Origin of the sequence: Streptomyces albiaxialis (genome assembly GCF_039530985.1) — a bacterium.
Lineage (GTDB): Bacteria > Actinomycetota > Actinomycetes > Streptomycetales > Streptomycetaceae > Streptomyces > Streptomyces albiaxialis.
The window spans coordinates 409436-431257 of record NZ_BAAAPE010000001.1; the positions used below are offsets into that span (position 1 = coordinate 409436).

Annotated in this window: 19 protein-coding genes; 8 read left to right on the top strand and 11 right to left on the bottom strand. The window is 73.4% G+C overall.

Annotation, left to right across the window (positions count from 1 at the left end; all coding sequences use genetic code 11):
* Positions 1-282: 282 nt before the first annotated feature.
* The 3 genes from ABD343_RS01855 to ABD343_RS01865 are packed head-to-tail and all read right to left on the bottom strand — an operon-like array spanning position 283 to position 3687.
* A complete protein-coding gene (locus tag ABD343_RS01855) occupies positions 283-1251 on the bottom strand; it encodes an acyl-CoA dehydrogenase family protein (protein ID WP_344524340.1) in 969 nt (322 codons plus the stop codon).
* An 8-nt stretch (positions 1252-1259) separates the two neighbouring features.
* Positions 1260-2435 carry an acyl-CoA dehydrogenase family protein gene (locus ABD343_RS01860; RefSeq protein WP_344523203.1) on the bottom strand — a complete coding sequence of 392 codons (1176 nt, stop codon included), beginning with the start codon at positions 2433-2435 and terminating at the stop codon, positions 1260-1262.
* A 10-nt stretch (positions 2436-2445) separates the two neighbouring features.
* On the bottom strand, positions 2446-3687 hold the full coding sequence (locus ABD343_RS01865; protein WP_344523205.1) for an amidohydrolase family protein: 1242 nt from the start codon (positions 3685-3687) through the stop codon (positions 2446-2448).
* Between the two features lie 156 nt (positions 3688-3843).
* Between ABD343_RS01865 and ABD343_RS01870 the strand changes: the two genes are divergently transcribed.
* A complete protein-coding gene (locus ABD343_RS01870; protein WP_344523207.1) occupies positions 3844-5424 on the top strand; it encodes a class I adenylate-forming enzyme family protein in 1581 nt (526 codons plus the stop codon).
* A 60-nt stretch (positions 5425-5484) separates the two neighbouring features.
* On the opposite strand, the gene ABD343_RS01875 is transcribed toward ABD343_RS01870, so the two are convergent.
* Complete coding sequence (locus ABD343_RS01875) at positions 5485-5901, bottom strand: STAS domain-containing protein (RefSeq protein WP_344523209.1); 417 nt, start codon at positions 5899-5901, stop codon at positions 5485-5487.
* 266 nt (positions 5902-6167) lie between these two features.
* Between ABD343_RS01875 and ABD343_RS01880 the strand changes: the two genes are divergently transcribed.
* The 3 genes from ABD343_RS01880 (at position 6168) to ABD343_RS01890 (ending at position 8459) form a co-directional block, all read left to right on the top strand.
* Positions 6168-6773, top strand: a complete 606-nt coding sequence (locus ABD343_RS01880) for a sigma-70 family RNA polymerase sigma factor (RefSeq protein ID WP_344523211.1) — start codon at positions 6168-6170, stop codon at positions 6771-6773.
* Positions 6774-6967: 194 nt separating this feature from the next.
* Positions 6968-8134 carry an anti-sigma factor family protein gene (locus ABD343_RS01885; protein ID WP_425578080.1) on the top strand — a complete coding sequence of 389 codons (1167 nt, stop codon included), beginning with the start codon at positions 6968-6970 and terminating at the stop codon, positions 8132-8134.
* A gap of 73 nt (positions 8135-8207) precedes the next feature.
* A complete protein-coding gene (locus ABD343_RS01890) occupies positions 8208-8459 on the top strand; it encodes a hypothetical protein (protein ID WP_344523215.1) in 252 nt (83 codons plus the stop codon).
* Here the strand turns inward: ABD343_RS01890 and purU are convergent.
* The 4 genes from purU to ABD343_RS01910 form a co-directional block, all read right to left on the bottom strand.
* Positions 8428-9318 (bottom strand): formyltetrahydrofolate deformylase, encoded by an 891-nt coding sequence (gene purU / locus ABD343_RS01895; RefSeq protein WP_344523217.1) that lies wholly within the window; start codon positions 9316-9318, stop codon positions 8428-8430. The two genes, ABD343_RS01890 and purU, sit on opposite strands and share 32 nt — an antisense overlap.
* A 61-nt stretch (positions 9319-9379) precedes the next feature.
* The gene (locus ABD343_RS01900) at positions 9380-9826 is read right to left on the bottom strand and encodes an SCO4402 family protein (protein WP_425578081.1); all 447 of its coding nucleotides are present in this window, start codon (positions 9824-9826) and stop codon (positions 9380-9382) included.
* Positions 9827-9946: 120 nt separating this feature from the next.
* The gene (locus ABD343_RS01905) at positions 9947-11677 is read right to left on the bottom strand and encodes a hypothetical protein (protein WP_344523221.1); all 1731 of its coding nucleotides are present in this window, start codon (positions 11675-11677) and stop codon (positions 9947-9949) included.
* 180 nt (positions 11678-11857) lie between these two features.
* Positions 11858-13249, bottom strand: a complete 1392-nt coding sequence (locus tag ABD343_RS01910; protein WP_344523223.1) for an NsdA family TPR-like regulatory protein — start codon at positions 13247-13249, stop codon at positions 11858-11860.
* A gap of 222 nt (positions 13250-13471) precedes the next feature.
* Here ABD343_RS01910 and ABD343_RS01915 point away from each other — a divergent pair, with 222 nt between their 5' ends.
* From ABD343_RS01915 to ABD343_RS01925, 3 genes are all read left to right on the top strand, one after another.
* Complete coding sequence (locus ABD343_RS01915) at positions 13472-14140, top strand: bifunctional DNA primase/polymerase (RefSeq protein ID WP_344523225.1); 669 nt, start codon at positions 13472-13474, stop codon at positions 14138-14140.
* A 69-nt stretch (positions 14141-14209) separates the two neighbouring features.
* Complete coding sequence (locus ABD343_RS01920) at positions 14210-15034, top strand: ABC transporter ATP-binding protein (RefSeq protein WP_344523227.1); 825 nt, start codon at positions 14210-14212, stop codon at positions 15032-15034.
* Positions 15031-16749, top strand: coding sequence for a transporter (locus ABD343_RS01925; RefSeq protein ID WP_344523229.1), 1719 nt, complete (start codon positions 15031-15033; stop codon positions 16747-16749). Before ABD343_RS01920 ends, ABD343_RS01925 begins: the two co-directional genes overlap by 4 nt.
* 114 nt (positions 16750-16863) lie before the next feature.
* Here the strand turns inward: ABD343_RS01925 and ABD343_RS01930 are convergent, their stop codons facing one another.
* Together ABD343_RS01930 and ABD343_RS01935 are read right to left on the bottom strand one after the other, a co-directional pair.
* Entirely contained in the window at positions 16864-17826 is a 963-nt protein-coding gene (locus ABD343_RS01930) for an alpha/beta fold hydrolase (RefSeq protein WP_344523231.1), read from the bottom strand.
* Positions 17827-18591: 765 nt separating this feature from the next.
* Positions 18592-19287 carry an iron-dependent transcriptional repressor DtxR gene (locus tag ABD343_RS01935; RefSeq protein WP_344523233.1) on the bottom strand — a complete coding sequence of 232 codons (696 nt, stop codon included), beginning with the start codon at positions 19285-19287 and terminating at the stop codon, positions 18592-18594.
* A 175-nt stretch (positions 19288-19462) separates the two neighbouring features.
* On the opposite strand from ABD343_RS01935, the gene ABD343_RS01940 reads away from it, so the two are divergent.
* Entirely contained in the window at positions 19463-20227 is a 765-nt protein-coding gene (locus ABD343_RS01940; RefSeq protein ID WP_344523235.1) for an SIS domain-containing protein, read from the top strand.
* Between the two features lie 3 nt (positions 20228-20230).
* On the opposite strand, the gene ABD343_RS01945 is transcribed toward ABD343_RS01940, so the two are convergent.
* Positions 20231-21706, bottom strand: coding sequence for a PAS domain-containing protein (locus ABD343_RS01945; RefSeq protein ID WP_344523237.1), 1476 nt, complete (start codon positions 21704-21706; stop codon positions 20231-20233).
* Between the last annotated feature and the right edge of the window lie 116 nt (positions 21707-21822).

A 21822-nucleotide genomic window follows, 5' to 3' on the forward strand; every position in this document is an offset into this window, starting at 1 on the left:
CTGTGCGACGCCGATCCGGACGAGTCGAACGTTCCGGCGACGATCCCCCGCGCCACCTCCGGCTTCCCTTCCCCGCCTGCCTGGACACCAGGAGCGGGGCGGCCGTGGAAGGCTCGCCGCGGGAAGAACTCGGTACGTGCACCCGAGGGAGCGTACCCGAGCGGAATGAGATCTCCCGCTTGAGGGTGGTCACATCCTGGACACGACGCGCTATCAACGCAGCGTAATCACGCAACGGTTAATTACCGGGATGAATTTGGACATCATTTGGCTAAACGTTCTTTAGAGCGCTGTCGCCAATTTCTCCTCTGCAGTCACAACGCTCTGCCACTGCCCCGCGCGCAGCCACGCCCGCTTGAGGTGGAGATGGACGTCGGCCTCCCAGGTGAAGCCCATGCCGCCGTGCACCTGGAGACAGTCCCGCGCGTTGCGCACCGCCGCCTCGTCGGCCAGGAGCTTCGCGGCCGCCGTCTCCGTACCGTCTTCTGTCAGAGCCGCGGCGTAAACCACACTTCTGGCTGTTTCCGTCCGCACCAGCATCTCGGCGCACAGATGCTTGACGGCCTGAAAAGCGCCGATCGGCTGTCCGAACTGCTCGCGCTCACGTGCGTATCCGACGGCCATCTCGACGGTCCGGCCCGCGCTGCCGAGCTGCTGCGCCGCCGTCAGCAGCGCCCCCTCCCGGCGCAGCCGCGCTCCGTCGACGCCCTCCGGCGCCTCTCCGGCCGCGCGCGTCGCCGGGCCGCCCGTCACCCGGTGCAGCGGCGAGAGCGGGTCCACGGACCGTACGGGCTCCGCGCGCAGGGACTCCGGCGCGACCGTACGGGGCGGGCCGTCGCCGTCGAGCACCAGTACGCGGTCGGCAGCCTCCAGGTGTTCCACCGGCCCCTCCGCCCGCTCCAGCGCCGTGACCACCGCCGTCCCGTCCGCGGCCCCCGGCACCAGCCCCGCCGTCGCCGCCAGCCAGCTCGCCGCCAGCGGCCCCGGGACCAGCGCCCGGCCCGCCTCCTCCATGACGAGCACCGTCTCGGGCAGGCCGAGGCCCACCCCGCCCTCGGCCTCCGGGAGCGCGAGCGCGAAGAACCCGGCGTCGGCCAGTTCGCGCCAGAGCGCCCGGTCGAGCCGGGCGGGCGGAGGCCCGGAGCCGTCGCCCGCGGCGCGCCGCAGCGCGTCCCGCCCGCAGCGCGCGTCCAGCAGTTCCCTGGTGCCGCGCCGCAGCGCCTCCTGGTCGTCCGTGAGCCGGAAGTCCACGGCCGGGGTCACCGTCCCTTCGGAAGGCCGAGGATGCGCTCGGCGACGATGTTCCGCTGGATCTGCGAGGTGCCCGCCGCGATGGTGTACGCGAGCGAGGAGAGCCGGTCGGCCGTCCACGCCTCGTCCGCGTCGAGGGCGCCGCCGTCCGGGCCCAGCACCTCGGCCGCCGCGTCGTACAGCTCCTGGCGGGCCTGCGAGTAGCGCAGCTTGAACACCGAGCCGCCCACTCCCGGTACGCCCGTGCCGCCGCGGCGCAGCGCGTGCTCGGCCTCGCTGACGTTCCACTGGGTGAGCCGCCACAGCGCGGTGAACTCGGCGTTCAGCCGGCCCAGCCTCCGGCGGAGCACGGCGTCGTCCCAGCGGCCGTTCGCCCGTGCCGCGCGGGCCAGTTCGCCCAGCAGGCGGCGGCACGCGACGACCTCCCCCACGAAGGCCGTCCCGCGCTCGAAGGAGAGCGTGACCATGGTGACGCGCCAGCCGTCGTTCTCCTCGCCCACCCTGTTGGCCACCGGGACGCGCACCTCGTCCAGGAAGACCTCGGCGAACTCGGCCGTGCCCGCGAGGGTCCGCAGCGGCCGTACGGTCACTCCGGGCGCGTCCATGGGCAGTGCGAGCCACGAGATACCTCGGTGGCGAGGTACCTCCGGGTCGGTGCGGACGAGGAGTTCGCACCAGTCGGCCACCTCGGCGTGCGAGGTCCAGATCTTCGACCCGGTGACCACGTAGTCGTCGCCGTCCCGTACGGCGCGCGTACGGAGCGCCGCCAGGTCGGATCCGGCGTCCGGTTCGCTGAAGCCCTGGCACCACACCTCGTCGCCGCGCAGGACCGGCGGCAGCCACCGGCGGCGCTGCTCCTCGGTGCCCTCGGCGGCGATCGTCGGCCCGGCGTGCAGCAGCCCGACGAAGCCCGCACCGACGTAGGGGGCGCCCGCGCGCTCGGTCTCCTCCAGGTAGATCAGGTGCTGGGTGGGCGTCGCGCCCCGGCCGCCCGCGTCCTTGGGCCAGTGCAGTCCGGCGTACCCGGCGTCGTAGAGCGTGCGCTGCCAGCCCATGTCGTACGCCCGGCGCGCGGGCCAGTCCAGCGGGTCGGGCTTCGGCGGCAGCCCGGGCAGCGTCTTCGCCAGCCAGGCGCGCAGCGTCCGCCGGAACTCCTCTTCCTCCTCCGTGTGCCCGAGGTCCATCGCGCGCCCGTCAGCCCGCCCGGGACGCGCGCGAGCGGTACTGCCCGGGCGTGCGGTCCAGGTCGAGGTCGAGCATCCGGATGGCGTTGCCCCGCATCAGCTTCCACACGGTCTCGTCGTCGAGGCCCTTCACATGCTCCAGGGCGACCTCCTTGGTGTGCGGGAAGGTCGAGTCGACGTGGGGGTAGTCCGTCTCGAAGGTCGCGTTGTCGCGGCCGACCGCATCGAGTGACGCGACACCGTGTTTGTCGCGGAAGAAGCAGCAGAAGATCTGCCGGTAGTAGTACGTGGACGGGGGCTCGGGGATCAGGTCCCGTACGCCGCCCCACGCACGGTGCTCCTCCCACACGTCGTCCGCGCGCTCCAGGGCGTAGGGGATCCAGCCCATCTGGCCCTCCGCGTAGGCCAGTTTGAGGCGGGGGAAGCGGACCAGGACGCCGCTGAAGAGGAAGTCCATCATCGAGGCCATCGCGTTGTTGAAGGAGAGCGAGGCCTGCACCGCCGGGGGCGCGTCCGGGGAGGCGGCGGGCATCTGCGAGGACGAGCCGATGTGCATGCACACCACCGTTCCCGTCTCCTCGCAGGCGGCGAAGAGCGGGTCCCAGTAGCCGGAGTGGATACTCGGCAGGCCCAGGTGGGTCGGGATCTCGCTGAACGTCACGGCGCGCACGCCCCGCCCGGCGTTCCTGCGCACCTCCGCGACGGCCAGCCCGACGTCCCACAGGGGCACGATGCACAGCGGGATGAGCCGTCCCCCGCTGCCGCCGCACCACTCCTCCACCATCCAGTCGTTGTACGCCCGCACGCAGGCGAGGGCGACGTCCTTGTCGTGCGCCTCGGCGAAGGTCTGACCGCAGAAGCGCGGGAAGGTCGGGAAACAGAGCGAGCCCTCGACATGGTTGGCGTCCATGTCGCGCAACCGCTCGGCGGGGTCCCAGCAGCCGCGGCGCATCTCGGCGCGGGTGATGCCTTCCAGGGTCATCTCGTCCCGGTCGAAGCCGACGGCGGCGATGTTGCGCTTGTACGGGAACTTCAGGTCCTCGTAGATCCACCAGTCGGTCGGCGGGCCGTCAGGGTCCATGGTGATCTGGTACTTGCCGCCGACGTACTCCAGTTCGCCGATCCCGGCGGTGAGCGGCTGGGGACCTCGGTCCCGGAACTTCTTCGGGAGCCAGGTGTCGAAGAGGTGCGCGGGCTCGATCACATGGTCGTCGACGCTGATGATCCTTGGCAGTTCCTCGGATCCGGTCACGCTGGTGCCCCCTGCCTGAAGTCGCTGCCGCTGCCGGACAGCTATCTGACGCTCCGTCAGAAACAGGCTAGACCCGCGACCTCTGGACCGACAAGGCGCCGGGGCTTACGCTTCCGGCCATACCTGACGATGCGTCAGCTCGGGAGGCGGACCGCCATGCCCACCACCACGGCCACCAGCGACACACCCCACACCCTCGGCGCGTCCCGCACCCTGTGGGAGCTGCTCGACCGCAGGGCCGCGCTCTCCCCCGACGCGACCGTGCTGATCCAGGCCGGTGACACGCCGGACGACGACAGGACCCTCACCTTCGGCGCCCTGCGCGAGGGGGCCGAACGGACGGCCGCCGGGCTGCACTCCGCCGGGATCGCCCCCGGGCACACCGTCGCCTGGCAACTGCCCACCCGTATCGAGACGGTCGTGCTGACCTTCGCCCTCGCCCGTCTCGGCGTACGGCAGACACCCGTCATCCCCTTCTACAGGGAACGGGAGGTCCGTCTCGCCCTCCGGGCCACGGGGGCACGCCACTTCGCCCATCCCGGCCTCTGGCGGGGGTTCGACCACGGCGAGATGGCGCGGGGGATCGCCCCCGGACTCGACCGCCCCCTGAACCTGTTCAGGGTCTACGACACGCTCCCCGAGGGCGATCCCTCCACACTGCCGCCCCCGCCCGACGACGGTACGGCCGTACGGTGGATCTACTGGACGTCCGGCACCACCTCGTCCCCGCGCGGCGTGCTGCACACCGACCGGAGCCTCATCGCGGGCGGCGCCTGCCTCGCGCACGCCCTGCGCCTGCGCCCCGACGACGTCGGCTCGATGGCCTTCCCGTACGCCCACATAGCCGGGCCCGACTACACGGTGATGCTGCTGATGTACGGCTTCCCAGCCGTGCTCTTCGAGCGGTTCGCGATGCCGGACGCGCTCGACGCGTACCGCCGGCACGGCGTCACCGTCGCGGGCGGCTCGACGGCCTTCTACTCGATGTTCCTGGCCCAGCAGCGCGAACGGCCCGGCAAGAGGATCGTCCCCAGCCTGCGGCTGCTGGCGGGCGGCGGCGCCGCGAAGCCGCCGGAGCTGTACCACGAGGTCGTCAAGGAGATGGGCTGCCAGCTCACCCACGGCTACGGGATGACCGAGGCCCCCATGATCACCATGGGCGCCCCCGACGACACCCCGGAACGCCTGGCCACCACGGAGGGGCGGCCCCCCGAGGCCATGGAGATCCGGATCACCGACGCGGACGGCGCTCCCCTGCCGCCGGGGACGGACGGCGAGGTCCGGCTGCGCGGCGAGGCGGTGTGCCAGGGATATCTGGACGAGGACGACACGGCCCGCGCCTTCGACCGCGAGGGCTTCCTGGTCACGGGCGACCTCGGACATCTCACCGAGGACGGCTATCTCGTCCTCACCGGCCGCACCAAGGACATCATCATCCGCAAGGGCGAGAACATTTCGGCCAAGGAGATCGAGCAACTGCTCTACGAACATCCAGCGGTCGGCGACGTCGCCGTGATCGGACTCCCCGACCCGGAACGCGGGGAACGGGTGTGCGCGGTGGTCGAGCAGCCCCCCGGCGCCGGGGCGCTGACACTGGACGAGGCCGCCGCGTATCTGCGGGAGCAGGGGCTGGCCCCGTACAAGCTGCCGGAGCGGCTGGAGATCGTGGACGCGCTGCCGCGCAACGACGCGCTGCGCAAGGTGCTCAAGTACAAACTGCGGGAACGGTTCGCGTGAGACCCGGGGGACCCGCCGCGTCGGCTTCCGCCGCGTCGGCTTCCGCCCAGCCGTCGCCCGCTAGGCCGTCTTGGGCTGGACCCCGGACGACTGGATCCCGGCCGTGCCCGGCACCGCCACCGCGGCGTGGCCCGTCGCGGCGCCCAGGTCGGGGTAGCAGTCGAAGAGCCGCCGCACGCCGAGCGCGGCCAGCACGCGGTTGACGTGCGAGCCGTCGACGGCGCCCTGCGCGGGCAGGATCAGCCGGAGCTGTCCCGCGCACGAGCGCATCAGACGGCGCGAGGCGATCAGCACCCCCACGCCGCTGGAATCGCAGAACAGCACCTCGGACAGGTCGAGCACCAGACTGCGGCGCCCGTCGGCCACCGCGTCGTGCACGTGCTGCCGCACCGCCGGAGAGGTCACCAGGTCCATCTCGCCTGAGACGCGCAGCACGGCCCACTCCCCCCGTACCTCCTCCAGCACTTTCAACGACACGTCCCCGCACCCCTTCGTCGTTCGCCTACAGCTTTCGGCTGCCCGTCCGACTACTGCCAAAACTGGTCCCGTAGGACGACCCTATGTCGTCACCAGGTCGTACTTCTGAGGACTTCTGTCACGGGTGCGCACTGTGACGAAATCAGCACCTTCAGCAATCGCCCCGGGGCGCACATTGCCGTAAAGGGGCGTGCGTTGTCAGCCCCTCGCACTACATTCGAGGTGTTGACGAACGTCACGAGGGCGGGCATGAGGGCGGGGCTTCCATGGCGAACGACACACCACCGCGCTGGGACAGGAAGATGCAGCAGCGCCTCGCGCGCGGCGAGGCGGCGGCGCTCGGCGAGCTGTACGACCGGTTCGCCTCCCTCGTCCACAGCCTCGCCCACCGGGTGCTCGACGACGACGAGGCGGCCGACAGCACGACCCGCGACGTGTTCGGTTACGTCTGGGAGAATCCGCACGCGTTCGACCCCCGCGAGGGCCCGATGCGCTCCTGGATCGCCGCCCTCACCCAGCGGCTCGCGGCGAGCAGGCTGCGGCAGCAGCAGCGGGGAGGCGGGCCGCTGGGCCCCGAGAGGGCCCGGCAGATCGAGGAGAAGGTCCGTGCCGCCTCCACCGCCGCCCGCGCCGACTACATCGTCACGTCGATGCCCGCCTCCCTGCGCGCCGCCCTGGAGCTGGCCTATTTCGAACGGCGCGATTACCGACAGACGGCCGAGCACCTCGGCGTCACCGAGGACGAGGCCCGTCGCCGCCTGCGGCTCGGCCTCCAGCTCCTCTCCTCGGCGATGACCCTGCCGCCGGGGGTCGCCTCCCCCGCGCCCGGCGAGACCCCCGCCCCACCGCACCGCATGGGACACCAGCAGTGAACGCGCCCCTGGACCCCGGACGCGACAAGACCCCGGGCCCCGACCGAGCCGACCGACCCGACCGAGCCCCGAAGCAGCGCTCCGACGCACCCCGGCGGGACGCGCACGTGCCTCCGCAGGGCGGCCCCCAGGGCGCCTCCCGGAGCGGAGCACCCCCGCAGGACGTACGAGCGGCACAGGACGCGGAGGGGCACGTGTACGACCACAACGTCCTCAGGTCGCTGCTCGGCGCCTGGGCCCTGGCCGCCTGCTCCGCCGAGGAGACGGCCGCCGTCGAGGCGCACCTCACCGACTGCGCGGCGTGCGCCGAGGAGGCGCTGCGCCTGCGGGACGCGGTCGGCCTGCTGCACGCCGAGGACAGCCTGGACCTCGACCCCATGCTGCGCACCCGCGTGCTGGAGGGCTGCCTGGTGCGCCGCCCGGCCCGTATCCCGGTGCCCGGCTGGGCCGCGCCGTACGACGCGGAGACCTCACGGCTCGACGCGCTGCTGCGCGACATGGCGGAGGACGAGTGGCGGGCGCCCGTCAGGCTGCGCTGGTTCGACGGGGAGGGCGAGGCGGAGCGGACGACCACCGTCGCCGGGGTGATCGGCCATCTGCTGGCCGTCGACGGCCTGGTCGCGACCGCGCTGGGCCTGCCCGACCCGCTCGGCCGGGCGGCCCGCCTCCCGGACGGGACCGGCGCCCCACCGGGCCCGGGAGCGGGCCCGGGAGCGGTCGGCGGACCGATGGGGCCCGTGGCGCGCACGGAGGCGTTCTGGGCGCTGGAGGACCCGAAGGCGCAGGGCTCGCCCGCCGCGCGGGAGCGGTGGCGCGACCAGACGCACGCGATGGTCCGCTCCGTCTCGTTCACCGACGGGGACGTGGCGGGAGTGGACGTCACGTACGGAGACTTCGCCCTCCCTCTCCGCGACGCCTTCCTGGACCGCGCCTTCGAGTGCTGGATGCACGCCGAGGACATCGCGGAGGCCGTCGACTATCCGTACGGGCCGCCCGTCCCCGGCCACCTCAACATGCTGGTCGATCTCGCGGCCCGGCAGCTCCCCGGCACCATCGCCGGGCGCCGCAGGGCGGGGCTCGCGCCGCCGCCGCGCACGCTGGCCCCGGCGGGCAGGCCGGGCCGGACGCTCCATCTGGAGGTCGAGGGCAGCGGCGGCGGCCACTGGTACATCCCGCTGGACTCGCCCGGCGCGACCGCCTCGCCGGAGGACGCGGTGGCCCACGTGGCGCTGGACGGCATGGAGTTCTGCCAGCTCGCCGCCGGACACGTGCCCCCGCAGGACGCGGCGGCGGGCCAGGACGGGGACCGGGAGGCCATCAGGGACGTGCTCTTCGCGGCGGCGTCGCTCTCCCGGCTGTAGCCCGGAGCGCGTACGGGCGTCCGTTCTCTGCCGAACGGCAGATGTGCGCCCGTACGGCCGCCTGCGAGCGTTCATGGGCCTCGGGAACCTCGGTCTCCTGTGCGCCGCGCGTGCGCCCCGGGGGCGCGCCCTCGCACTCGCCCTGGGCGCGGCCGCGACGACGGCCGCCGCGCTGTTCTTCACCCAGCACGACCCGCTCGGGCTCGGCCCGGGGCTGCTGGAGCGGTTCGCCGCCTACGGGACGGGCGTATGGACCTGCGTCCAGGGCGCCGCCCTGCTGCGGGCTACGCGGGCTACGCGAAGACGACCGTCCGGTGCCCGTTGAGCAGCACCCGGTGCTCGCTGTGCCACTTCACGGCGCGCGCCAGGGCCTGGCACTCGACGTCGCGGCCCACGGCGACGAGCTGCTCCGGAGTGACCTCGTGGCCCACGCGCTCGACCTCCTGCTCGATGATCGGCCCCTCGTCGAGGTCGGCCGTGACGTAGTGGGCCGTGGCGCCGATCAGCTTCACGCCGCGCGCGTGCGCCTGGTGGTACGGCTTGGCGCCCTTGAAGCTCGGCAGGAAGGAGTGGTGGATGTTGATGATCCGGCCGGACAGCTCCTTGCACAGGTTGTCCGAGAGGACCTGCATGTAGCGGGCCAGGACGACGAGTTCCACGCCCTCGTCCTCGACGAGCTTCAGCAGCCGCGCCTCGGCCTCGCTTTTGGTGTCCTTGGTGACCGGGATGTGGTGGAACGGGATGTCGTACGAGGCGGACAGCTCGGCGAAGTCCGTGTGATTCGAGACGACGGCCGCGATCTCGACCGGGAGGGCGCCGATGCGGGAGCGGAAGAGCAGGTCGTTCAGGCAGTGCCCGAACTTGCTCACCATCAGCACGATCCGCATCTTCTCGTCGGCCCGGTGGATCTGCCAGTCCATCTGGAAGGAGTCGCCCACCGCCGCGAAACTCGCACGGAGCTTCTCCAGAGTGACCTCGCCCGCGAAGTGCACCCGCATGAAGAAGAGACCGGTGTCACGGTCCCCGAACTGCTGACTGTCCTCGATGTTGCAGCCCGTCATGAACAGGTAGCTGGAGACGGCGTGCACGATGCCCTTGTTGTCGGGGCACGAGAGGGTGAGGACGTACTGCCCCGGCTCCGTGGCGGCGGAGGGGGCAGGGGCGGCGGCTTGCGACTGGCTCATGGGCCCAAGACTGGCATACCGCACGGGGCGTGACGCACGTCACTCTGCCGTCGCGCCGCCGTCACACCGTCCTGAGCATGATCGCGAGGACGTCCAGGGAGCGCGGGGTCTCGTCCGGGTCGTCCCCGTCGTTCGTCGCCAGCAGCACGTGCGCCTCGCGGGCCGCCCGTACGGCCTCCGGCCAGGACGGATGCTCCATGTACGAGGCGACGGGGGCATCGGCGCCGACCTGGTGCATGATCCGCAGCACCTGGAGCACCGCCGCGTCGACGAGCCCGGCCTCCTGGGCGTCGCGGAAGATCGTCCCGACGTACTTGTCCGCCGACCAGTTGTCCAGCCAGGTGTCCTCGACGAGGCGGTAGACGGCGTCGGTGACGTCGCCGTACCCCGGGCGGCCCGCGAGCCAGCACTCCTGCTGGAAGGCGGGGTCGGAGAGCATGTGCAGCGCCGAGCGCACGTTGCTGCGCCAGCGCCACCAGGGCATGTCGTTGACAGGCATGCCGCCCATGGTGGTGGAACCACGGCCACGGCGGGAAGACCTCACGGAACCTTGCTGCATGGTCATCGACCATACGTTCCTCGCGGATCCCGCCGCGCGCGGGCTCTACAGCTCGCCGAACTGCGAGCTCTACAGCTCGCCGAACTGCCGCGTCGTGAGGCTGTACTTCTGCGCCGTCGGGTTCCACAGCGACGCCGCCTGCTTCTTGGCCGCCGTCGCGCTGCCGCTCGCGCGGTTGCCCGCCGCCGCGCTGGGCGTCGAGCGGGCGTGGCCCTTGTGGCACGTCTTCTTCTTGCCGCGCGCGACCTGGTCGGCCCAGTTCGCGTAGTGGGCGTCGGCCGAGGCGGAGGACTTCCAGGCGCGCGTGAGAGCGCCGGTGAGCTGCGGCCCGTTCGGGATCTTGTCGGTCTTCAGCTCGCCGAGCCGCGTCACCAGCCCGTTGCGCTGCTTCGCGGCGCCGCGCAGGTCGGCGGCGGCCTTGCCGAGCATCTTGCAGGCGCGGATACGGGCGACCGAAGTGACGACCGTGGAACGGCTGTTGTTGCTGTCGGCCAGCAGCTTGTCGAGCTTCTCCGCCTGCCCCTTGGCCGGGTCCGGCGGCTTGGTGGACTCCTTGTGGCCCGCCGGGGCCGTGGACGCCTTGGGCTTCTCGCCCTTCGCGTCATCGCCGCCCTCCCCGCCGGAGAGCGTCGCGCCGACGATCAGCCCGACCACGGCGACGCCGACGACACCGCAGGCGATCAGCAGCCCGGGCTGCGACATCCGGCCCCGGTTCATGCGCTCCGCGGAGCGCCGGGCGGCACGGCCCTGCGGCTCGTAGTCCTCGAACTCCTCGGCCGCCTGCTCGAAGAGGGGCAGGCTCTGGGTGGACCCCGGGTCGCCGTCCCCGGGCGGCGGCGCCGGTGCCCCCATCTTCACGGACGGCTCGGGCCGGAAGAGGCTCTCGAAACCGGCCGGCGGCTGCCGCTGCGGCTGGGGCTGGGGCTGCGGCTGGGCCTGCCCCTGCGGGCGTACGGGCTTCCGTACGGCGCGCAGCTTCTGCGTCGACTCGGCGCTCGTCTCCGGCTGCGCGTCGACGACGGGGGGCATGTACTGCGTCGCCTCCTCGTCCGAGGCGGGCACGGGCGGAAGGACCTGCGTGCCGTCCTCGGCACCGGGCACCCCCGCCCCGGATATGCCCACGGGTGGCAGCATTTGCGTGGCTTCGGCCTCGCTGTCCGGATTACCCGGCCCGAGAAGCTCCGGCACCCCCGTGACCTGCGACTCGGACTGCCCGGCGGGCGGCAGCGGCATGGCGGTCTGCGTCACGGGCGATACGGGCGGCTGCGCGGGCGGCATCGGCGGCTGGGCAGGGGGCTGTGCGGGCGGCTGTGCCGGAGGCTGCGGCATCTGCGCCTGGGGCTGAGCCTGCCCCTGGACCTGAGGCGGCGGGCCCTGCGGAGGCGGGCCCTGCGGCGGCGGGCCCTGCGGAGGCTGGGCCCGCTGGGGCGCCGGGGCGCCCTCGGGGGGCAACGGCTGGGCGACCACGGGCCGTTCCGCGCCCGTCGGCCCGGCGGCGCCCCCCTCGGCGGAGGGCGACGGCAGCGCACCCGGCCCCGGTCCCGCGTGGGCGCCCGGCGCCGCCGGGATCCCGGCGCCCTGCGTCCCCGTGTCCGCGCCCGGGCCCCAGGGCTGGCCCCACGGCTGGCCCGCGGGCGGCTGCACCTGCTGCTGGGCGGACTGGACCTGCTGCGGAGAGGGCCACGGGGCAGCGTTCGCCGGGAGCACGACCCCCTCCTGCGGGGTCGTGGCCGCGGGCAGTTCAGCGTCCCCGGATGGGCCGGGGATGCCGTCCTGTCCGCGTCCGTTGTGCGTTGTCACCGAGACTCCTCGTTCGCATAGCCATCGGAATCGTCGGCTCACGCTACCGGGTGAATCGGAGGGAGGACCAAGAACCCTGGTGACCGAGGGATACGCCACACCAGCACCCCGTCAACCCCCCGCCGGGGCCCGTGGCGCTCCCCGTGGCGCCCCCGTGGCGCTCGTCCGCGGCGCTCCCCGCTACGCCACCGCCTGCAGCTCCAGGCGGGCCGAGAACTCCCTGACCACGGTCTCCTCCCCGTACGGTTCGAGCCGCTGGCGGAAGTCGTCCAGATACTCGGCGCCCCGGTCCGAGCGCAGTCCGGTCAGCACCTCCGTGGCCCGCGTGCCCGTGTGGCAGGCGCGCTCGATCTCGCGCTGCTGGACCTGCGCGGCGGCGAGCAGGAAGAGGCCGATCGCGCGGCGCCGCGCACGCCCCTCCGGGTGCCCCTCGACGGCCTCCTCGGCGGCAGCGGCGGCGGCCTCGGCCTGGCCCAGGTCGCGGTGGCAGTGCGCGAGTTCGTCGGCGAGATAGGCGCGGTCGAAGTGCGCGATCCAGGGCGGGTCGTCACCCGAGCCCTCCGCGCCGTCCGCGCGGTCCATCGCGCCGAGCGCCTGGGTGACCGAGGCCTGGCTCGCGCGCGCGTCGCCCATCAGCGCGTGCCCCCGCGCCTCCGCCGCGTGGAACATCGCCTCCGCGCGCGGCGTCACCCGCCCCCGGGCGCCCTCCTGCGCGGCGCGCGCCAACTGCGCGATCTCGCGCGGGTTCCCGAGCGAGGCGGCGAGGTGGCTCATGCTCGCCGCGAGCACGTACCCGCCGTACGCCCGGTCGCCCGCGGCCTGCGCGAGGCGCAGCGACTGGATGTAGTAGCGCTGGGCGAGGCCGTGCTGGCCGGTGTCCACCGCCATGTACCCGGCGAGTTCCGTCAGTCGGGCGACGGCGGCGAACAACTGCCGCCCCACCGACTCCCGGTACGAGCCCGCGAGCAGCCCGGAGACCACGCTGTTGAGGTAGTGCACGACGACGGGGCGGATGTGCCCGCTGCCGTAGCGGTGGTCGAGCTCGGAGAGGGCCTCGGTCATCGCGCGTACGGCCTCGACGTCGGCCGTGCCCACGCGGGCGCCCGAGGCGCGCGCGACCTGGCTGTCCGGCGCGGTGATCAGCCAGTCGCGGCTGGGTTCGACGAGGGCCGAGGCCGCGACCGTCGAACCGGTGAGGAAGTCACGCCGCCCCACGTCGCTGCGCCACAGCTCACAGACCTGCTCGACGGCGCCGAGAACGGTCGGCGCGAACTGGAGGCCCACGCCGGACGCGAGGTTCTTCCCGTTCGCCATGCCGATCTCGTCGATCGTGACCGTGCGCCCCAGCTTGCGGCCGAGCGCCTCGGCGATGATGCCGGGCGCGCGCCCGCGCGGCTGCTGCCCGCGCAGCCAGCGTGCGACGGAGGTCTTGTCGTACCGCAGATCGAGTCCGTGCTCGGCGCCGCACATGTTCACGCGGCGCGCGAGCCCGGCGTTGGAGCACGCTGCCTCCTGGATGAGAGCTTGCAGCCGTTCGTTGGGCTGCCTCGCGACGAGCGGCCTCGCGGCCATGTGATCCCCCTACTGGATGAAGGCTATGGATGATCACTGCCCAGCGCATATGCACGTGATTCCCGAAAAACCCCGCCCTTCACGGCACAACGCTCAGAGAGGGGCTACCCACCCAGGACGGCCCTTTGTGTACGCGCCCCCGCACTTGCACCCATGCGCCCTCGTGAGCGCGGGCTGCCACCCGCGGGCGCCCCGTAACCCTTGCTGACAAGGGGAGTTGTGATGAGCGTGGATAAGACCATCGGAGTCACAACTGGAGTTACGACGAGCACGCACATCCCCCGCCAGCGGACGGAACCCCTCGTGGAACACGCCGTGCGCTACGCGGAGGAGCGGCACTGGGACGTCTTCCCCGGGACCTGGCTGGAGGCCGTCGACGGCGTGCCGCGCTGCACCTGCGGCGAGGCACGCTGCCACGCGCCCGGCGCACACCCCGTGCGCTCCAGTTGGTCGGGCGAGGCCACCGGGAGCGCGACCACGGCCCGCCGGATGTGGGCCAAGGAGCCCCGCGCCTCCGTCCTGATGCCGACGGGTCGTACGTTCGACGCCATCGAGGTCCCGGAGACGGCGGGCTGTCTGGCGCTGGCGCGGCTGGAGCGCATGGAGCTGACCCTGGGCCCCGTCATCTGCGCCCCCGACGGACGCATGCTCTTCCTCGTCCTCCCGGGCGCCACCGCGAAGGTCCCGGACCTCGTACGGAAGCTGGGCTGGTCCCCCAGCGCGCTCGCCCTCCGCGCGCGCGGCGAGGGCGACTGGGTGGCCGCGCCCCCGACCCGCCTGGGCACCCGGGGCTCCGTGCAGTGGGCGCGGCAGCCGACCGCGGCGAACCGGTGGCTGCCGGACGCGGAGGAGATCGTGCCCACCCTCGCGTACGCCTGCAGCCGCGTCTGACCCTCACATCCGGCCCCCTCCCGCCCGGTCGAACACATAGCCTGGCCGGGACGCAGGAAGGGGGCACTCGTGGCCGAGGACCCGACGAGCACGGGGGAAGCGGCGGAACCCGGAGGAACGGCCCACGCGGCCGTGACCGTCCAGGGGCTGTGGAAGCGGTTCGGCGAGCAGATCGCCGTGTCCGGCATCGATCTGGCCCTTCCGGCGGGCCGCTTCATCGGCCTCGTCGGCCCCAACGGGGCGGGCAAGACGACCACGCTCTCCATGATCACCGGGCTCCTCCGGCCCGACATGGGCACCGTCGTCATCGGCGGGCACGACGTGTGGCGGGACCCCGTCGCGGTCAAGTCCCGCATCGGCGTGCTCCCCGAGGGGCTGCGCCTGTTCGAACGGCTCTCCGGCGCGGAGCTGCTCACGTACATGGGTGCCCTGCGCGGCATCCCCGCCGCCGAGGTCGAGCGCCGCTCCGGGCAGTTGCTGGAGGTGCTCGACCTCTCGGGCGCGCGGCACAAGCTCGTCGTCGACTACTCGACGGGCATGCGCAAGAAGATCGGCCTCGCCACCGCGCTGCTGCACAACCCCGAAGTGCTCTTCCTGGACGAGCCTTTCGAGGGCGTGGACCCGGTGTCCGCGCAGACCATCCGGGGCGTCCTGGAGCGCTACACGGCCTCCGGCGCCACCGTCGTCTTCTCCAGCCACGTCATGGAGCTGGTCGAGTCGCTGTGCGACTGGGTGGCCGTGATGGCCGCGGGCCGCATCCAGGCACACGGCCCGCTCGCGGACGTACGGGGCGGGGCGCCGAGCCTGCACGACGCGTTCCTCGAACTCGTGGGCGCGCACGGCCGTTCGGCCCGCGCGGGCACCAGCCTCGACTGGCTGGGCGGCACGGGATGACCGCCGCGCCCGGAGCCGTGGAGACCGCCGGGACGGCCGGGGGGCCCGGGGGATCCGGGGGACCCGGGGGATCCGGGCCCGCCCCGGTGACGCGGGTGTTCGTCCGGCTGAAGTGGTCGCTGCTGAGCAACGGGCTGCGCCAGTCACCCGGCAGGCGGGCCGCGTTCGTGACCTCCGCCGTGCTGGCGCTGCTGCTCGCGCTGCTCCAGGTGCTGGGGCTGCTGCTGATGCGCGGCCACGAGCACGCGGTGACCGTCGCCGTCGTCCTGAGCGGGCTGCTGGCGCTGGGCTGGGCCGTGGTGCCGCTCTTCTTCCCCGGCGGGGACGAGACGCTGGACGCGACGCGGCTGGTGATGCTGCCGCTCCGTCCCGAACGGCTGGTCGTCGCGCTGCTGGCGGCCTCGCTGGTGGGCATCGGGCCGCTGTTCTCGGTGCTGATGGCGGCCGGAGCCGTCGCGGCACCGGCGGAGGGCGCCGCCGGGTGGACGACGGCCGTGCTCGCGCTGCCGCTGCTCGTCCTCTCCTGCCTGGCGCTCGCGCGCGGGGTGGCCACGGCGAACGTACGGCTGCTGACGAGCCGCAAGGGCCGCGATCTCGCCCTGCTGAGCGGCCTGTTCATCGCGATCGGCGCGCAGTTCGTGAACGTCGGCGTCCAGAAGGTCTCCGAGCCGGGCGGCCTCGCGCTGCTGGAGCCGGTGGGCGCGGTGCTGGGCTGGGTGCCGCCGACCTCGGCCGTGTACGCGGTACGGGACGCGAGCGAGGGGACGTACGCCCTGGCCGCCGTGCGGCTGCTACTCGCGGGCGGCGCGCTCGCGGGGCTGCTGGTCTGGTGGCGGCGGAGCCTGACGCGGCTGATGACCGCGCCGGACGCCTCGACGCTCCAGGCGGCGACGACCGGCCGGGACGCCTCGTCGGAGGAGGCGGGCACGGGGCGTACGCGCGGGGTGCTCGGCCTGCTCGCGCTGCTGCCCGGCGATCCCGGCGGGCGCACGGTCGCGGTCGTACGGCGCACGCTGCGGTACGCGTGGCGCGACCCCAAGACCAAGGTGGGCTGGGTCTCCTCGCTCGGCATCGGCCTGCTGCTGCCGGTGGTGCTGAGCGTCCAGGGCACGGGCAGCCCGTACAACGCGTGCTGGGCGGCGGGCGTGCTGGGCCTGCAGATGTACAACCAGTTCGGGCAGGACTACTCGGGCTTCTGGCTGGTCGCGTCGACCATCTCGACCCGGCGCGACGCCCGGCTCGAACTGCGCGGCCGGATGCTGGCCATCGCGGTGGTGGCCGTGCCGTACGTGGGGCTCGTGGTGCTGCTGTCGTCGCTGCTGATGAACGACTGGGCCGTCTTCCCCGAGGTGCTGGGGCTGGCGTCGGCGGTGCTCGGGGCGCTGCTGGGCACGGGGGCTCTGGCCTCGGTCTGGTTCCCGTACTCGATCCCGCAGGACAGCGGCTACAAGAACGTCGCGCCGGGGCAGGGCTCGCTCGCCTACCTCAGCTTCCTGGGCGGCATGCTCGCGGCGGCCGTGCTGTGCGCCCCGTTCGTGGCGGTGACCGTCTGGCTGCACACGGCGGGCGACGCGGCGGCCGGTGCGGGGGCATGGCTGATGCTGCCCGTCGGCATCGCGTACGGGCTGCTGCTGGCCGTGCTCGCACTGCGCCCCGCGGCGGCGCGCGCCGTGGCGCGGCTCCCGGAGATCCTGACGGCCGTCAGCCGGGGCTGACCGGCGGGCGGCAACGGGCGGCGACCGGAAGGCCGGGCGGCAACGGGCGGCGGCCGGGGGGCGGTTACGGGATTCCGGCCGCCGACCCCGGCGCGCTCGGTGCGCTCGCCGCGGTCAGCCCGAGGGGAGCGCGTGCTGGAGGAAGGGCTCGACGACGCGGCGCCAGCCCTCCGGCTGGTCGTAGTGCACAAGGTGCCCGGCGTCCTGCACCTCCGCGTAGATCCCCCGGGGCAGCACGCGGACCATCTCCTGGGCCTCGGCACGGCCCAGTTCGCCGTCGATGCCGCGGACGACGAGGGTGGGGCACTGGACCTGGGCCAGCTCGTCCCAGTGCGCGTCATAGACCCACGTCTCCCGGGCCTTGAGCATCTGGCGCGGGGAGAAGGCCGGGCGCCATCCGTCGGCGCGCTCGGCCATGACCTCGGCGAAGAACTCGCCCCGCGAGGGGTTCGTGCGCTCCAGGATCGGGTCCTCCTCGCCGAACCAGCGGCGCACATCGCCCAGCGTCGCGAACGGGACGGGCCAGGACTTGAACCACTCCTCCCACTCGCGCTGCGACTGGTCCCCCAGCGCCGAGGCCCGCATGTCGGAGATGACCAGGGCCTGCACCAGGTCGGGGCGCTTGGCCGCGAGCTGCCAGGCGGTGAGGGCGCCCATCGAGTGGCCGATGACGGCGGCGGGGGGCAGATCGAGCTGTTCGAGCGCGGCCTCGGCGTCCTCGACGTACGCCTCCCTGTCGTACGGACCGTCGCCGGGCTTGTCGCTGCGGCCGTGGCCGCGCTGGTCGACGGCGACGGAACGGTACCGGCCCGAGAGCCAGCGGGCGGTCTCCGCCCAGTGGGAGGCGCGGCCCATCAGCCCGTGCAGTAACAGCACGCCCGGGGGCCGACGGCCCTGCGTGCCGGCCGGGCGGGAGGGCTCGCCGCCCGGCCGGACGACCGAACCGGCCGGTGCCTCCGCGCCGGACGCGCCGGCCGCGCCCGCCGCACCGTCAACGGAGCCCTTGGGCGGATCGGCGAACTCCCAGGCAGCCAGCCGGATTCCGCCCGCGCCCGTCACGTTGATCCGTCGCACCATGCGTCTTGGCACCCCCACTCCCTCTGACCGCTGCGTCACCCTATCGAACTTCTATTCGAACAGCCTGGTTCCCCGGTCAACACCCCACCATCGAGTGACAACGCTCCAGGGTTGTCGCACGTCCCCACGGGGAGACAGAAGCCGGGAGGGGGGCCGACCCTGAGAGCTCGGGGCTCCGGGTCGTTCCGGGGGGACATGGGGAAGCGGGGCCCCGGCGGCTGATGGCGCCGGGGCCCTCGCTGTGGGCCGCCCGTCGCGGTCCCGCGCGGAACACGGCATCGACGGCTCCCTTTCCGCCCGATGTGCGGCTGTGCTGCTGTCCCCGCTCCGGCATCGTGCCCCCCGGCACACGTGCCCCGATTCTGGTCCCAGCGACAGCGTCGCACGCCAGGGGCGCCATCGCTCGCGTTCCGGCAACTCTGATACCGCTCGGGCCAATTGGGAAGGTGCGACGTATGGTGCGCGCCCCCTCGCACTCCGCGCGTGGCGCGAAAGTGACAGCACGGGAGGCGCGGGAACGCCGTGGCCGGGGACGCCACAGCCGTCCCCGGCAGCACAGGGGCCCCGTCCGCCCCAGGAGCCCCGTGCCCCCGTGCCCCCGTGCCCAGCAGCAGGAGTGCCCCGTCAGGGGCGCGGGGAACTGCGCGAGCGGCCACGACGCACCCGCACTCTGCGAAGCACAGCCCGGGGCACCCCGAACCCAGCCCTCACGTCCGGGCACCCGGCGTGGGGGCTGCGCTCAGCAACCCGCCGTCGCGGATGCGCTCAGCGCTTGGCCACGAAGACGTGCGCCGCGACCTCCGAGCCCAGCTCGGCGGCCTCGCCGCTGCTGCCGACCTGGACGCCGCCCGCCGCGCCCGCGTTCACACTCACGACCGCGCCGGGCTGGACGCCCGCGCGCCGCAGCGTGTACATGAGCTGGGCGTCCATCTGGATCGGCTCGCCGATCCTGCGGACGACGACCGTCTTGCCTTCGCCGCCCGGCTCCAGCTCGCTCAGGCTCACCAGGCCATCGTCGAGGAACGGGTCGGCCTCGGCCTTCTCGCCCAGCTCCTCCAGGCCCGGGATCGGGTTCCCGTACGGCGACTCGGTGGGGTGGCGCAGCAGGTCGAGGACGCGGCGCTCGACCGCCTCGCTCATGACGTGCTCCCAGCGGCACGCCTCGGCGTGCACCTGCTCCCACTCCAGGCCGATCACGTCGACCAGCAGACACTCCGCGAGGCGGTGCTTGCGCATCACGCGGGTGGCGAGCTGGCGGCCGTCGTCGGTCAGCTCCAGGTGCCGGTCGCCCGCGACCTTCACCAGGCCGTCCCGCTCCATGCGGGCGACGGTCTGGCTCACGGTCGGGCCGCTCTGGTCGAGGCGCTCGGCGATGCGGGCACGCATCGGGACCACGCCCTCTTCCTCCAGCTCCAGAATGGTGCGGAGATACATCTCCGTCGTGTCGATGAGTCCGGACATGCGCGCCCCTAGTCAGCTCGTGCGGTGGCCCTGGCACCAATTCTGACGCATCGCACCGACAACCGTGCCGTCGCGGCGGGAGGCGGTATTGACAGGCCACTGGTCCAGACCTCAACGTGATCGCGGCAACGCGCGATTCCCACGGCCCCTCCCACCGACTCCGAGGATCTTCACCATGAGCGACGACAGGCGCGCGGACGGCCTGGCAGGCGAATTCTTCGACGCCGCGATCGGCCTGTTGCAGCAGGTCAGGGACGGTGAGGCGAAGAACGTCGCGGCGGCGGGCGGGCTGATCGCCGAGGCCGTCGCGGACGGCCGCCGGGTCTTCGCGTTCGGCGCGGGGCACTCGTCGCTCCCCGCCCAGGACGTGGTCTACCGCGCGGGCGGCCTCGCCGTGATGAATCTGCTCTCGCTCCCCGGCGTCGTCGGCGTCGACGTGCGGCCCGTGACGCTGGGCAGCGCCCTGGAGCGGGTCGACGGGCTCGCGGGCGCCGTCCTGGACTCCAGCCACGTCCGGCCCGGGGACGTTCTGATCATCATCTCCCTCTCGGGGCGGAACGCGCTCCCGGTCGAGATGGCCATGAACGCGCGGGCGCTCGGCCTCAAGGTCGTCGGCGTCACCTCGGTCGCGTACGCGACGGGGACCCGCTCCCGGCACACGACCGGCACCTTCCTCAAGGACCACTGCGACGTGGTGATCGACAGCCGGATCGCGGTGGGCGACGCGGAGCTGACCGCGGAGGGCGTCGAGGCCCCGTTCGCGCCCGCCTCGACGGTGGTCACCAGCGCCCTGATGCAGGCCGTCGTGGCGAGCGCCGCCGAGGAGCTGGTGCGGCGCGGCATCGAGCCGCCGCTGCTCCGCTCGGCGAACGTGGACGGCGGGCACGACTGGAACGCGCAGGTCATGGAGCGCTACGCGGACCGGATCTTCTACCGCTGACGCTCAGCGGCGGATCTGGACCGCCAGGTCCACCGATCCGGCGACATGGGCCGCGATGCCCTCCGCGTACGCCGCGTCCGTACGGTCGAAGGGGCGGCGGCCCGCGTCGCGCAGGAAGGTGACGACGCCCAGCGTCCGGCCCCTGCTGCGCAGCACCGTGCACAGCCCGTGCACCGTCCCCCGCGGCCATTTGCGGGCCTCCGCCCAGCCCTCCGGCACCGCGCCGGCGCCGACGCTCGCGCGGACGGAGCCGCACCGCTGGTACGCCTGGAGGGCCGGGTGCCCCTCGACGTAGGCGACGGGGAGGCCGCTCTCGGTGCCGGGCTCGATGTGCGGGCCGCGCCCGTGGGCGGCGGCCGGGGTGGTCGCGGCGCGCACGAGGCGGGGCACAGGCAGCGGGTCCGGCCCGTTCTCCGGCGGGGTCAGCACGTCGAGCAGCGCGTGGTCGGCGAAGCCCGCGAGCGCGAAGTCCAGGTGGACGGTCGCGGCCTCCAGGGGGTCCTCGCACTCGGCGGCGGCGCGCGCCGCGCGGTGGGACTGGCTGTCGCGGAAGCGCAGCCGGGCCGCGGCCTGCTCGGCGCGCTTGGCCTCGGTGACGTCCTGGAAGAGCCACGCCACCCCGAGCGGCACCGGCTCCTCGGCGAGCGGGGTGGCCAGCCGCAGGAAGCCGCTGCGCCAGCAGCACTGCCGGTCCAGCTCGCCCCGCTCGGCCTGGGGCTGCCCGGCGCCCGGCGACAGCCCGGCCTCCCCGGCGTCCGGCACCCTCTCCTCGTCCTCGGCGCCGCGCAGCCGGACCCAGATCTCGGCGGGCCCGGGCGGGGCGCCCTCGGCGAGGACGTGCTGGAGAGCGCCCTCCAGCTCCTCCACCCCGTGTTCCAGCAGCTCGCCGAGGGGGCGGCCCAGCATGGACGTACGGGAGGGGACGCGGAAGGCGCGCGCCGCGTACGCGTTCGCCACCGCCGGGCGCAGGTCGGCGTCGACCAGGACGACGCCCCAGCAGGCGTCCTCCAGCAGGGCCTCGCTCAGCGCGATCGAACGCTCCAGGTCGATCTGGGCGTGCACCTCACTGAACGCGCAGTAGACCCCCTTGGGCCGGCCGTCGGCGCCCGCGACGCCGGAGGACTGGACCCGGACGAGGACCCGGCCGCCGTCCTTGGTCAGCAGCGCGAACTCGTGGACCTGCCGGCCCGGCGCGTCCATCGCGCCGAGCAGCCGCCCCTCGACCTCCTCGGCGTCCGCGGGGCGGACCGCCCATCCGGCCAGGCCCCGGCGGCCCACGGCCTCCTGCGGGGTCCAGCCGAGCATGCGCTCGGCCTCGCGGTTCCAGTGCGTGACGACGCCGTCGGCGTCGAAGGCGCACAGCGCCGCGTCCATGCCGTCCAGCAGCGCGGCGAGCAGAAGTTCGTCGTCGGCACCGCCAGGTCCTCCGTCGTCCCCGTCGGAGGACGACGCGGAATGGGTCTTGGATTGAGCCGACACCTCGGCACCCCCTGCGTTGTGCCTGAACCCCACCGTATGCAGGGCCCATTCAAGTCGAACGTGACCCAGCACACATCGGATTCGAGAAAATTGTTGCGGGCCCGAAATTCGTTTGC

Coding starts and splice junctions, on each gene's coding strand:
- ABD343_RS01925 (WP_344523229.1), top strand. CDS start 15,031: ATGACCGCCGCGCCCGGAGCCGTGGAGACCGCCGGGACGGCCGGGGGG.
- ABD343_RS01940 (WP_344523235.1), top strand. CDS start 19,463: ATGAGCGACGACAGGCGCGCGGACGGCCTGGCAGGCGAATTCTTCGAC.
- ABD343_RS01880 (WP_344523211.1), top strand. CDS start 6,168: ATGGCGAACGACACACCACCGCGCTGGGACAGGAAGATGCAGCAGCGC.
- ABD343_RS01900 (WP_425578081.1), bottom strand. CDS start 9,826: ATGGGCGGCATGCCTGTCAACGACATGCCCTGGTGGCGCTGGCGCAGC.
- ABD343_RS01860 (WP_344523203.1), bottom strand. CDS start 2,435: ATGGACCTCGGGCACACGGAGGAGGAAGAGGAGTTCCGGCGGACGCTG.
- ABD343_RS01910 (WP_344523223.1), bottom strand. CDS start 13,249: ATGGCCGCGAGGCCGCTCGTCGCGAGGCAGCCCAACGAACGGCTGCAA.
- ABD343_RS01930 (WP_344523231.1), bottom strand. CDS start 17,826: ATGGTGCGACGGATCAACGTGACGGGCGCGGGCGGAATCCGGCTGGCT.
- ABD343_RS01890 (WP_344523215.1), top strand. CDS start 8,208: ATGGGCCTCGGGAACCTCGGTCTCCTGTGCGCCGCGCGTGCGCCCCGG.
- ABD343_RS01915 (WP_344523225.1), top strand. CDS start 13,472: ATGAGCGTGGATAAGACCATCGGAGTCACAACTGGAGTTACGACGAGC.
- purU (WP_344523217.1), bottom strand. CDS start 9,318: ATGAGCCAGTCGCAAGCCGCCGCCCCTGCCCCCTCCGCCGCCACGGAG.
- ABD343_RS01870 (WP_344523207.1), top strand. CDS start 3,844: ATGCCCACCACCACGGCCACCAGCGACACACCCCACACCCTCGGCGCG.
- ABD343_RS01935 (WP_344523233.1), bottom strand. CDS start 19,287: ATGTCCGGACTCATCGACACGACGGAGATGTATCTCCGCACCATTCTG.